General features: G+C 65.2%; 10 protein-coding genes. All 10 read left to right on the top strand.

Annotation, left to right across the window (positions count from 1 at the left end; all coding sequences use genetic code 11):
- Positions 1–1,355: UDP-N-acetylmuramoyl-tripeptide--D-alanyl-D-alanine ligase (locus AC1DSN_RS03265; protein WP_477329561.1), on the top strand; the 1,355-nt coding region annotated here is incomplete at its 5' end.
- Positions 1,345–2,427, top strand: a complete 1,083-nt coding sequence (mraY, locus tag AC1DSN_RS03260; protein WP_063571599.1) for a phospho-N-acetylmuramoyl-pentapeptide-transferase — start codon at positions 1,345–1,347, stop codon at positions 2,425–2,427. The genes AC1DSN_RS03265 and mraY, both read left to right, overlap by 11 nt.
- Positions 2,428–2,432: 5 nt before the next feature.
- On the top strand, positions 2,433–3,656 hold the full coding sequence (ftsW, locus tag AC1DSN_RS03255) for a putative lipid II flippase FtsW (RefSeq protein WP_213949662.1): 1,224 nt from the start codon (positions 2,433–2,435) through the stop codon (positions 3,654–3,656).
- Positions 3,653–4,750 carry an undecaprenyldiphospho-muramoylpentapeptide beta-N-acetylglucosaminyltransferase gene (gene murG, locus AC1DSN_RS03250; RefSeq protein ID WP_477294480.1) on the top strand — a complete coding sequence of 366 codons (1,098 nt, stop codon included), beginning with the start codon at positions 3,653–3,655 and terminating at the stop codon, positions 4,748–4,750. Before ftsW ends, murG begins: the two co-directional genes overlap by 4 nt.
- Positions 4,747–6,186, top strand: a complete 1,440-nt coding sequence (murC, locus tag AC1DSN_RS03245) for a UDP-N-acetylmuramate--L-alanine ligase (RefSeq protein ID WP_477329559.1) — start codon at positions 4,747–4,749, stop codon at positions 6,184–6,186. The genes murG and murC overlap by 4 nt, the downstream gene beginning before the upstream one ends.
- The gene (locus AC1DSN_RS03240; RefSeq protein ID WP_477294478.1) at positions 6,186–7,160 is read left to right on the top strand and encodes a D-alanine--D-alanine ligase; all 975 of its coding nucleotides are present in this window, start codon (positions 6,186–6,188) and stop codon (positions 7,158–7,160) included. Before murC ends, AC1DSN_RS03240 begins: the two co-directional genes overlap by 1 nt.
- Complete coding sequence (locus AC1DSN_RS03235) at positions 7,157–7,897, top strand: cell division protein FtsQ/DivIB (protein WP_213949658.1); 741 nt, start codon at positions 7,157–7,159, stop codon at positions 7,895–7,897. Before AC1DSN_RS03240 ends, AC1DSN_RS03235 begins: the two co-directional genes overlap by 4 nt.
- A gap of 8 nt (positions 7,898–7,905) precedes the next feature.
- Positions 7,906–9,141, top strand: a complete 1,236-nt coding sequence (gene ftsA / locus AC1DSN_RS03230) for a cell division protein FtsA (protein ID WP_063571605.1) — start codon at positions 7,906–7,908, stop codon at positions 9,139–9,141.
- Positions 9,142–9,273: 132 nt separating this feature from the next.
- Entirely contained in the window at positions 9,274–10,458 is a 1,185-nt protein-coding gene (ftsZ, locus tag AC1DSN_RS03225; protein WP_213949657.1) for a cell division protein FtsZ, read from the top strand.
- Positions 10,459–10,778: 320 nt separating this feature from the next.
- Entirely contained in the window at positions 10,779–11,690 is a 912-nt protein-coding gene (lpxC, locus tag AC1DSN_RS03220) for a UDP-3-O-acyl-N-acetylglucosamine deacetylase (protein ID WP_477294473.1), read from the top strand.
- The last annotated feature ends 532 nt before the right edge of the window (positions 11,691–12,222 follow it).

Raw genomic sequence — 12,222 nt, 5'->3', positions numbered from 1 at the left:
TGTCCGCCGTTGCCCTCTGGACTCGCGGCCGCCTGCAAGGCGCCGATGTCGAGGTCACTGGCTTTTCCATCGATACGCGCACGCTCAAGGCGGGTGACATCTTTGTCGCCCTGCCGGGCGAGCGCGTCGACGCGCATGACTTCGTTGCCGCGGCGGCCGAGGGCGGCGCCGTCGCCGCCCTTGTCACGCGTCCGGTCAACGTGGCGATTCCGCAGGTGATCGTCGACGACACCCAGATCGCCCTGGGCGATCTCGCCAGTGCGGTGCGTGCCCAGACCAGCGTGCGCGTCGTCGGCATTACCGGTTCCAACGGCAAGACCACGGTGAAGACGCTGACCGCGTCCATCCTTTCGCGCCATGGCCGGACCCACGTGAACGCCGGCAATTTCAATAACGAGATCGGCATGCCGCTGACCTTGTTGGCGATGCCACAGGACACGCAGTACCTCGTCCTCGAGATGGGCGCAGGCAAGCCGGGTGACATCGATTATCTCGCTGCCATCGCGCGGCCCGATATCGGTCTCGTCAATTCCATCGCCCCCGCGCATCTTGAGCGCATGGGCACGATCGAAGGCGTCGCCGAAACCAAGGGCGCGCTCTACCAGTCGCTGCCCGTCGATGGCGTCGCGGTGATCAATGCCGACGACACGCGTTTTGCCGGTTTCTTCGCCAACCTCGCCGGCACGCGCCGGATCCTGCGTTACGGCCTCGAGCATCGCGCGGACATCGGTGCGGACATCGTCGAGGAGCGCATCGACGGCACGCACTTCGTCCTGTCCACGCCGCACGGCGACGGCGACGTACACCTGCCGATGGCCGGCCGTCACAATGTCGCCAATGCGCTCGCCGCTGCCGCCATTGCGACGGCGCTGGACGTGCCGGTCGACCTCATCGTCGAGGGTCTGGAGCAGGTGCCGCAGGTTGCCGGTCGCCTGAACCTGGAAGCGATGCCAGGCAACTGGACGCTGATCGACGACAGCTACAACGCCAACCCGGGATCCGCTGCCGCCGCGATCGACACCTTGTCGCTGGCACGCGGCGAGCGCTGGCTGATCCTCGGCGACATGGCTGAACTCGGCGCGGACACGATCAAGCTGCACGCCGGTATCGGCAAGCTCGCGCATGACCGCGGCATCGAGCGCCTGCTCGCCACCGGGCCCAAGTCCGCGGCCGCGGTCGAGGCCTTCGGCCCGGGCGCGCAGCATTTCGCTACGCAGGAAGCGCTGATCGAAGCGGCTTGCACGCAGATCCATGAGGGCGTGACCTGCCTCGTGAAGGGGTCACGTTCGTCCGGCATGGACCGGATCGTGGCGGCAATGAAGAAACACGCTGAAGGAGCATCCGATGCTGCTTGAACTGGCGGAATGGATGGCTCGGCACTTCACGTCGTTGCATCTTTTCCAATACATCACCTTCCGCGCGATCATGGCGGCGCTCACTGCGCTGGCCGTGTCGCTCCTGCTCGGCCCGGCCCTGATTCGCAAGCTGGCCGCGCTGAAAGCAGGGCAGGTGGTGCGCAGCGACGGTCCGCAGACCCATCTTTCCAAGGCCGGTACGCCCACCATGGGCGGCACGCTGATCCTGTTCTCCATCGGCATCGCGACGCTGCTGTGGGCCGACCTCGGCAACCGTTACATCTGGGTGGTCCTGCTGGTCACGCTCGCGTTCGGCGTCATCGGTTTTTACGACGACTACCGCAAGCTGGTGCTCAAGGACAGTCGTGGCCTGGCCAGCCGCTGGAAGTACTTCTGGCAGTCGGTCTTCGGCCTGGCCGCGGCCGTGTTCCTCTACCACACGCACCAGGCGCCGGCTGAAATCGCGCTGTACGTGCCGCTGTTCAAGCAGGTGGCGGTACCGCTGGGCCTGTTCTTCGTGGTGATCGGCTACTTCATCATTGTCGGCTTTTCCAACGCGGTGAACCTGACCGACGGACTCGACGGCCTGGCGATCATGCCGAGCGTGCTTGTATCCGGCGCACTGGGCATCTTCGCTTACCTTGCCGGTAACAAGCTGTTCTCCGAGTACCTCGGCATCCCGGCCATTCCCGGTGCCGGCGAACTGGCGATCTTCTGCAGCGCGCTATCCGGCGCAGGCCTGGGCTTCCTGTGGTTCAACACGTATCCGGCCCAGGTCTTCATGGGTGACGTGGGTGCCCTGGCCATCGGCGCCGCGCTCGGTTGCGTCGCGCTGATCGTTCGCCAGGAAATCGTGTTGCTGGTGATGGGCGGCGTGTTTGTGATGGAAACCGCCTCGGTGATGTTGCAGGTCGCCAGCTTCAAGCTGCGCGGCAAACGCATTTTTCGCATGGCGCCGATCCACCATCACTTCGAACTGAAGGGATGGCCGGAACCCCGCGTCATCGTTCGCTTCTGGATCATCAGCGTCGTGCTGGTGCTTATCGGTCTTGCTACGTTGAAGGTGCGCTGAGAATCATGTTTGGCTTCGGCACAAAGCAGGCGCAACGCCGACAGGGCCCACGGGGGAGTTTCGACCTCCCGTTGCTCCTGGCTGCGCTCGCGCTCGCCGCGCTGGGTGTGATCATGGTCACCTCAGCCTCGATAGCCGTGGCCGACGGTTCCCACCAGGGTGCGTTTTACTACCTCAAGCGCCATCTCGTGTTCCTGTTCCTCGGTGGCTGCTTCGCCGCCGCCGCGATGCGTACCGAACTGAAGACGCTCGAGAAGCACAGCTTCCTGCTCCTGCTGCTGGGCATCATCATGTTGTTGATGGTGTTCCTGCCCGTGTTCGGCATGCGCATCAACGGCGCGCGTCGCTGGGTGAACCTGCTGGTGACCAGCTTCCAGCCCGTCGAGGCCGTCAAGCTCATCCTCGTCGCGTACCTTGCGAGCTATCTCGTGCGCCATCGCGAAGGCGTGGAGTACGAACTGTTCGGCGTGGTCAAGCCGGTCGCCGTGGCGGGTCTGATCGTGCTCCTGCTGCTCGCCCAGCCCGACTTCGGTTCGGCCGCGCTGGTCGTCGCCACCACGGTCGGTATGGTCTGGCTGGCCGGCGCGCGCATGCGCAACCTGCTCTTGCTGGCGACGCCGCTTGTCCCCGCGCTGATCTACGCCGCGACCGCCGAGGACTACCGCATCAAGCGCCTGACCTCGTTCCTCGATCCCTGGAAGGATCCGTTCAACGACGGCTTCCAGCTGACCCAGGCCCTGATCGCCGTGGGTCGTGGCGAGTGGACGGGCGTGGGGCTGGGTTCGAGCGTGCAAAAGCTGTTCTACCTGCCCGAGGCACATACCGACTTCATCCTTGCCGTGCTCGCCGAAGAACTCGGTCTCGCCGGCATCGTCCTGGTCATCTTCCTCTACGTCGTGCTGGTTGGCCGCGGTCTGTACCTGGGCCTGAAGGGCGTCGAGCTTGGCCACCGTTTCTCCGGCTACGTCGCCTATGGCATCTCACTGATGATGGGTTTCCAGGCCATGGTCTCGATCGGCGTGAACCTGGGCGTGCTGCCGACCAAGGGCCTCACCCTGCCGCTGATCAGCTCGGGCGGTTCGTCCGTGCTGATGACCTGCGCCATGGTCGGTGTGCTGCTGCGCGCCACGTTCGAGATCAATCGGGCCGAAGACGCACGCCAGACGGCCGTGCGCCTGCCTGCCAACGCGGTGCCGGACGCCAACGCGCCGCTCGGAGGCATGGCATGAGCGCCCCCGTGCTGATCATGGCCGGCGGTACCGGCGGTCACATTTTCCCGGGGCTCGCCGTGGCCGACGAGCTGCGTTCGCGCGGCGTGGCGGTGGCGTGGCTGGGCGCCGAGGGCGGCATGGAAACGCGCGTCGTGCCCGCACATGGTCTCGACCTGCATACGGTCGCGGTGGGCGGCTTGCGCGGCAAGGGCGTGGCGACTCGCCTGATGGCACCGCTGATGCTCGCGCGCGCGCTGTTCGCCTCGCTGAAAGTGCTGCGCCGGTTGCGTCCGCGCTGCGTGCTCTCCATGGGCGGCTATGTTGCCGGACCGGCAGGTATCGCCGCGCGTCTGTTAGGCATCCCGCTGGTCGTGCACGAGCAGAACGCGGTCGCCGGTTATACGAACCGCAAGCTCGCCGCGTTCGCGAAGAAGGTACTCACGGGTTTCCCCAACGTGTTGCCGAACGGCGAGTGGGTAGGTAACCCGGTGCGCGCCCGAATCGCCGCCCTGCCGGCTCCCGACCAGCGCATGGCTGACCGCAATGGTCGTCCGCGCCTGCTGGTGCTGGGTGGCAGCCTCGGCGCGCGGACGTTGAACCTCGCGGTGCCCAAGGCGCTGGCCTTCATGCGCACCAAGCCCGAATTTGCCGCCAGCGAGCCCGAGGTCGTGCACCAGACCGGTGAACGCGGCCTCGAGGAAGCCCGCGGCGCTTATGCATCCGCAGGCATCACCAACGCCAACATCGTGCCTTTCATCGAAGACATGGCTGGCGCTTACGAGTGGGCCGATCTCGCCGTGTGCCGCGCTGGCGCGCTGACGGTGGCCGAACTCTGCGGCGCCGGCCTCGAAGCCTTGCTCGTGCCGTTCCCGCACGCGGTTGACGATCACCAGACGGTCAACGCCCGTGCGATGGTCGACGCCGGCGGTGCGTTGCTGCTCCCGGACTCCCTCGCTGCTTCCCCCGAAGGTGACGAGGTGATCGCCACGCTGCTCGCCACCATGCTCGGCGACCGCCAACACATCCTTTCCGCGGCCAATGCGTCCCGTACGCTGGCCAAGCCCGACGCCGCAGCAACGATTGCACGTCACTGCATGGAGGTTTCCGCATGACGCCCGGTCGTTTGCGCGCTCACGATGATTTCATGACTTCGTTCCGCCGTGTCCACTTCATCGGCGTGGGCGGCGTCGGCATGAGCGGCATTGCCGAAGTGCTGAAGAACCTCGGCTACAGCGTTTCCGGTTCCGACCGTGCGCCGTCGCCCACGACCGAACGCCTGGCCAAGCTCGGTGTGGAAGTCCACATCGGTCATAGCGCCGCGAACATCGATGGTGCCGATGTGATTGTCACCTCGAGTGCGATCCGTCAGGACAACCCCGAGATCGTCGCTGCGCAGGCCGCGCGCGTGCCCATGGTGCCGCGTGCGGAAATGCTCGGTGAACTCATGCGCTTCCGTCGGGGCATCGCCATCGCCGGAACGCACGGCAAGACGACCACCACCAGCCTGGTTGCCAGCGTGCTTGCCGAAGCGGACTACGATCCGACCTTCGTCATCGGTGGTCAGCTCAATGCCGCCGGCGCCAATGCGCGTCTGGGCACCGGTCAGTACCTGGTCGCTGAGGCTGACGAATCGGATGGCTCGTTCCTGATGCTCTCGCCGGTCATGGCCGTCGTGACCAATATCGACGCCGATCACCTCGAGAACTACAACGGCGATTTCGCCCAGGTGAAGAAAGCCTTTCGTGACTTCCTGCATCGCCTGCCGTTCTACGGCATGGCCGTGCTGTGCATCGACGACGAGGAAACGGCCCTGCTTGCGCAGGACACCTCGCGTCGCATGCTGACCTATGCGATCGACAAGCCGGGTGCCGACGTCACGGCGACCAACGTGCGCCAGGTCGGTTTCGAGATGCATTTCGACCTGCACCTGCCGGGTATGGCCGGCACGCTGCCGGTCACGCTCAATCTCCCCGGCCGGCATAACGTGCAGAACGCGCTCGCCGCCGCCGCGGTGGGCTGGCAGCTCGGCGTCGAAGCCGAAGCCATCGCGCGCGCGCTGGCCCGCTTCGAGGGTGTCGGCCGTCGCTTCCATCGTCGCGGCGAAGTCGAGCTCGACAGTGGCAAGGCCCTGCTGGTCGACGACTACGGCCACCATCCGCGCGAGCTCGCTGCCGTGTTCGCCRCCGCCCGTGGCGGCTGGCCGGACCGTCGCCTCGTGGTCGCGTTCCAGCCGCATCGCTATAGCCGCACACGTGACCTGCTCGACGACTTCGCCAACGTGCTGGCTGAAGTGGACGTGCTCGTGCTCACCGAGGTCTACCCGGCCGGTGAGTCCCCGATCGCCGGAGCCGATGGTAAAGCCCTGGCCCGTGCCATCCGCGCGCGCGGCAAGACCGACCCGGTGCTGGTCGACCATCCGCGCGATCTGCGCGACACGTTGTCCGCGCTGGTGCGCGACAACGACCTGATCATGCTGCTCGGCGCTGGCGACATCGGCGCGGCAGCCGTCGAGCTGGGTAATGCCGGCCACCTGAGGACGAACAAGTAATGGATGACACACGTTTCCCCCGCCTGATCACCGATGCCGCCGACTTCGGCCGTGTCGCCGTGGTGATGGGCGGCAATTCGGCTGAACGCGACGTCTCGCTCGATTCCGGTCGAGGCGTGCTGGAAGCGCTGCGCTCCCGTGGCGTGGACGCCCATGCCATCGACGGTATTCCGGCCCTGCTCGACGCGGTACGCGCCGGCCACTTCGCGCGCGTGTTCAATATTCTTCACGGCGCTGGCGGCGAGAACGGCGAGCTCCAGGGCGCGCTGCAGTCGCTCGGTGTTCCCTACACCGGTTCCGGTGTGCTCGGGTCCGCGCTGTCGCTCGACAAGGTCCGCGCCAAACAGGTGTGGATTGCGCTCGGTCTGCCGACGCCGAAGTTCCGTGCGCTACCTCGTGGCGCCGACGTGCATGCCGCGGCGCGTGAGGTGGGCTTCCCGCTTATCGTGAAACCCGCATGGGAAGGCTCCAGCGTCGGCGTGACGCGCGTGTTCGACGAAGCCGGCCTCGACGCCGCCGTGGAACTGGCGCGTAAGTATCCCGGCGACATGCTGATGGAGACGCTGATCGAAGGCGACGGCAGCGAGGGTGGCGAATTCACCGTCGGCATCCTCGGCCGTGACGTCCTGCCGACGATCAAGATCGTGCCGAAGGGTGAGTACTACGACTACAACGCCAAGTATGTCGCCGAAGACACGCAGTACATCGTGCCCGGCCTCACCGCGACTGCCGAAGACGAGATGCGCGCCCTCGCGCTGACCGCATTCGATGCGCTCGACTGCTTCGGCTGGGGTCGCGTCGACGTGATGCGCGACCGCCATGGCAAGAACTGGCTGCTCGAAGTGAATACCGCGCCGGGCATGACCTCGCATTCGCTCGTCCCGAAAGCCGCCGCCGTGGCGGGCCTGGATTATCCGGCCCTCTGCTGGCGCGTCCTCGAAACCTCCATGGAACGGGAGGGTGCGAAGGCATGAAGGGAGCCGCCGCCACGCGAATCGTCGCCTGGGGTATCGCCATTACGCTGGTGGTACTGCCCGTGGTCGGCGTGATGCAGGGCTGGTTCGCCGCCGGTCGCTGGCCGGTGACGAACATCAAGGTCGAGGCGGAGTTCGCGCATGTCAGCGCCGAACAGATCCGCAGCGCCGTGCTGCCTCGGCTGGGCAAGGGCTTCTTCGCAACGGATCTGGAAGACGTGCGCCACGCGATCGGTACGCTGCCGTGGGTGGAATCGGTAGAGGTGCGCAAGCGTTGGCCCGATACCCTGCTGGTGCGCATCTACGAACGTCAGCCGTTCGCGCGCTGGAACGAGGACCGCCTGATCAGCCGCCAGGGCCTCGTCTTCGATGCTCCGGGCGCCGACCAGATGGGCGACCTGCCGCGCCTGCGCGGCCCGGATTCCCGCCTCGCCGAAGTGGTGAGTTTTTACGCGCAGGCCCAAAAGGCTTTCGAGGGCAGGGCGCAGCTCGCCATTGTCGGCGTGAGCCTGAGCGAACGCGGCAGCTGGAGCGTCACCACCGAAAGCGGCGCTGAGATCGTCATCGGCGACCGTGACCAGGCCGACCGTCGCCTCGCCCGCTTCCTCGATGTCTACCCACAACTTGTCGCCGGTCGGCGTGGCGGTTTCGCCTATGCCGACCTTCGTTACACCAACGGATTCGCCATCCGGTGGCCGGAATCGGAAACCACGGCCGCACCCAAGGTCGGAAGCTGAGCTAAACCATGAGAAACAAGAACGACAAACAGCTCGTCGTCGGCCTCGACATCGGAACGTCGAAGGTCGTCGCGATCGTCGGCGAATACGAGCCGGGTGAACCGATCGAGATCATCGGCATCGGCACCCATGTGTCGCGCGGCATGAAGCGCGGCTCGGTGGTCGACATCGAATCGACGGTGCACTCCATCCAGCGCGCGGTCGAAGAGGCCGAGCTGATGGCCGGCTGTGACATTCGCTCGGTCTACGCGTCCATCTCGGGCAGCCACCTGGAAACGCGCAACTCGCACGGCACCGCAGCCATCCGCGACCGTGAAGTGACGGCCGCCGATCTGGAGCAGGTGCTCGAAGCCGCCAGCGCAGTGGCGATCCCGGCCGACCGCAAGGTGCTCTACAAGGAATCGCAGGAATACCGCATCGACGGCCAGGATGGCATCCGCCACCCGGTCGGCATGAGTGGCGTGCGCCTGGAAGCCAGCGTGCATCTGGTCACTGGTGCGGCCAGCGCGGTGCAGAACATCTCCAAGTGCATCCAGCGCTGTGGCCTCTCGGTCGACGAGCTGGTTCCGGCGGCCGTCGCGAGCGCGAAGGCCGTGCTGACCGAAGACGAGCTCGAGCTCGGCGTCTGCCTCGTCGACATCGGCGCCGGCACCACCGATATCGCCATCTATACGCAGGGTGCGATCCGCCACACCAAGTCGCTGCCGGTCGGTGGCGACCAGGTGACAAACGACATCGCCTACGGCGTGCACACACCGACCGCTCACGCCGAAGAGATCAAGATCAAGTACGCGTGTGCGCTCGCCCAGCTCGCGCACGCGGAAGAAACGATCCAGGTGCCGAGCGTCGGCGATCGCCCGCCGCGTCGTCTCGCGCGCCAGGCGCTCGCGCAGTCGGTGCAGGCGCGCTACGAGGAAATCTTCGAGATGGTGCAGGACGAACTGCGCCGCTCGGGTTACGAGAGCCTCGTCGCTGCCGGCATCGTGCTCACCGGCGGTGCGTCGCGCATGGAAGGCGCGCTCGAGCTGGCCGAAGAAATTTTTCACAAGATGGTCCGCATCGGCGTGCCCCAGCACGTGTCGGGTCTGGGCGATGTCGTATCCAGCGAGCTGCATTCGACCGGCGTGGGCCTGCTTCTGCACGGTTCGCGGTCCAGTGGCGCATCGCGTAACACGAGTTCCGCCGTCGGCAACGTCGGCAGTGTGGTCGAGAAGTTCCGAAGCTGGTTCACCAAGAATTTCTAAGTAGAAACCGGATTGTCGGTGCCCGATGGAAGGGGGGCGCCGGGGCAAGAGGATGGCCCGCAACCCATGGCCGACAGGAGTCGGACGTGGGACATAAACCATAAAAACTAAAAGTTCTGCGGAGGACGGGAAATGTTTGAACTCATCGAAAAGCTGGCACCGAACGCGGTCATCAAGGTCATCGGCGTGGGCGGCGGTGGCGGTAACGCCGTGGCGCACATGGTCAACTCCAATATCGAAGGCGTCGAGTTCGTCGTCGCCAATACCGACGCGCAGGCCATGAAGAGCTGCAACTCGCGTACGCACCTCCAGCTCGGTGGCAACGTCACCAAGGGCCTGGGCGCGGGCGCCAATCCGGAAGTCGGCCGCCAGGCCGCGCTGGAAGACCGTGAGCGCATCGAGGAAATGCTCGAAGGCGCCGACATGGTCTTCATCACCGCGGGCATGGGTGGCGGTACCGGTACGGGCGCGGCCCCGGTCGTCGCCCAGCTGGCGAAGGAAAAGGGCATCCTTACGGTCGCGGTCGTCACCAAGCCGTTCCCGTTCGAAGGCCGTCGCCGCATGCAGGTCGCCCTCAAGGGCATCGAAGACCTGTCGCAGCACGTCGATTCGCTGATCACCGTGCCGAATGAAAAGCTCCTTTCGGTGCTCGGTCGCGAAGTCACCCTGCTCAACGCCTTCAAGGCCGCCAACGACGTGCTTCAGGGTGCCGTGCAGGGCATCGCCGATCTGATCACGGCCCCGGGCCTGATCAACGTCGACTTTGCCGACGTCCGTACCGTGATGAGCGAGATGGGCATGGCGATGATGGGCTCCGGCACGGCTCGCGGCGACGACCGCGCGCAGGCTGCCGCCGAGGCCGCCATCAACAACCCGCTCCTCGAGGACGTGAACCTTGCCGGCGCTTGCGGCATCCTGGTCAATGTCACCGCCGGTCCGAACCTGACCATGCGCGAGTTCGACGAGATCGGCCGGGTGATCCACGATTTCGCCTCGGAAGACGCGACCGTGGTCATCGGCACCTCGCTCGACCCGGACATGCAGGACGATGTCCGCGTGACCGTCGTCGCCACGGGCCTGAATCGTGCGGGCGTGGCGTCGAAGCAGCCGATTCGCCAGCCGGTTCAGCAGCAGGTGGAAATGCGCCAGCGTCCGCGTCCGGTCGTGCTGCGCACGGGTACGGGCAACGAGGTGGTCGACTACGCGCAGCCCGACGTCGTCTCGTCGACGCGTTCGGAGCCGGCGCCGTCCAAGGGTGCCGAGCCGACGATCGACTACCTGGACATCCCGGCGTTCCTGCGCCGCCAGGCAGATTGACTGTCTCGACACGTACCTAATGGCACGTTAAGGAAAACGTGAGGCTGGCCCGGCACGATGCCGGGTAGCCCGACGCTCCGCCGCCGATCCCGTCCGGGCGGCGGAGCGTTGCCCTGTCGACGGGAGAAACCGGCCAGGTTTTTCAAGTACTTGAATGACCGTGGTTTCAGTCGCAAGCCAAATGAGAATGACTTGCGTCCGATGCTGAAGGAAGAGTGAAGCGGTGCAAGACTGGCCCGTTCAGTTCATCTAGCCCGAGGTTAAGACTGTGTTAGCCTATTCGCCACTTAAGGCTGCTGCCGGCTAAGGTTTGACCCAATATGATTAAGCAGCGCACGCTCAAGAACATCATTCGCGCCACTGGCGTCGGTCTTCATACCGGCGACAAGGTGTATATGACGCTTCGTCCCGCGGCGCCGAACACCGGCATCGTGTTTCGTCGCACCGACCTGAATCCGCCCGTCGAACTCCATTCGCGTCCCGAGAACGTCGGCGATACGCGTCTTTCGACCACGCTGATCAAGGATGGCGTTCGCGTGTCCACTGTCGAGCATCTGCTCTCGGCCATGGCCGGGCTTGGTATCGACAATGCCTATGTCGACCTTTCCGCTCCCGAAGTGCCGATCATGGACGGCAGCGCCGGTCCGTTCGTGTTCCTCATCCAGTCCGCGGGTATCGAGGAGCAGGAAGCCGCCAAGCGCTTCATTCGTATTCGCAAGCCGGTCATCGTCCAGGACGGTGACAAGTGGGCCAAGCTCGAGCCATTCGACGGCTTCAAGGTGGGTTTCTCGGTCGAGTTCGACCACCCGCTGTTCAACAAGCGCAATTCCCAGGCCGAGATGGATTTCTCGACCACGTCCTTCGTCAAGGAAGTCAGCCGTGCCCGCACGTTTGGCTTCATGCGTGACATCGAGATGCTCCGTGAGCGCAATCTCACGCTCGGCGGCTCGATGGACAACGCTGTCGTGCTGGACGACTACCGCGTGCTCAACGAAGACGGCCTCCGTTACGACAACGAGTTCGTCAAGCACAAGATCCTCGACGCCATCGGCGACATCTACATGCTGGGCCACAGCCTCATTGGCGCGTACTCCGCGCACAAGTCCGGTCACGAGCTCAACAACAAGCTCCTTCGCAGCCTGATGGCCGATGTCACCGCCTGGGAAGAAGTCAGCTTCAAGGACCCGGCCAAGGCGCCGATCTCCTACGCCCAGCCCGCCCACGCGGTTTAAGGCACGGCCTTTCGGGGCGCTCGACACAGGAAAAAGCCGCCCTCGAGGCGGTTTTTTTATGGGTCTTCGCGCGCGTATGCGGGTTCGCCTTCGGCCTCGCGTTTGGCGCTCGCGCGGCGTCGCGAGAGCCGGCGGGTGCCACCCACGACGCGGCGGCTTGGTGTGTAGGAGCCGATTCATCGGCGAACCCTCTGGCAGTCGAATCTGCGAATGAGGCCTTGTAGTGATGGGCCGAGCGGTTAGACGCCGGCGCAATTCAACGCACAGCCTCGTTCGCGATAGCACCGTCGAGGGTTCGCCGATGAATCGGCTCCTACACACGAGATGCGTTGAGCTTCATCGCTGCAAGCGGTTGCTCGACGCCACTCGAGCCGTGCAAACGCGAAGCCGCGAGGCCGAAGAAGACCCCGCCCCAGCCAACGCTTCGGACGCCAGCGACCGCGTGACAGCCGTCACGGCCCTGTGAACTTTACGTCCATTTTAGGTGTTCATAGGGAATATGCGTGCTATAAAGTTTGCCGCTCCGTCCGAT

The organism is Luteibacter sp. P4_D7_3, from assembly GCF_056401735.1.
This window is presented reverse-complemented; position numbering and strand designations above follow the sequence as displayed.

Bases quoted from the DNA above. Each gene is read 5' to 3' on its own strand.
- mraY (WP_063571599.1), top strand. From the start codon at position 1,345: ATGCTGCTTGAACTGGCGGAATGGATGGCTCGGCACTTCACGTCGTTG.
- ftsZ (WP_213949657.1), top strand. From the start codon at position 9,274: ATGTTTGAACTCATCGAAAAGCTGGCACCGAACGCGGTCATCAAGGTC.
- lpxC (WP_477294473.1), top strand. From the start codon at position 10,779: ATGATTAAGCAGCGCACGCTCAAGAACATCATTCGCGCCACTGGCGTC.
- AC1DSN_RS03235 (WP_213949658.1), top strand. From the start codon at position 7,157: ATGAAGGGAGCCGCCGCCACGCGAATCGTCGCCTGGGGTATCGCCATT.
- ftsA (WP_063571605.1), top strand. From the start codon at position 7,906: ATGAGAAACAAGAACGACAAACAGCTCGTCGTCGGCCTCGACATCGGA.
- ftsW (WP_213949662.1), top strand. From the start codon at position 2,433: ATGTTTGGCTTCGGCACAAAGCAGGCGCAACGCCGACAGGGCCCACGG.
- murG (WP_477294480.1), top strand. From the start codon at position 3,653: ATGAGCGCCCCCGTGCTGATCATGGCCGGCGGTACCGGCGGTCACATT.
- AC1DSN_RS03240 (WP_477294478.1), top strand. From the start codon at position 6,186: ATGGATGACACACGTTTCCCCCGCCTGATCACCGATGCCGCCGACTTC.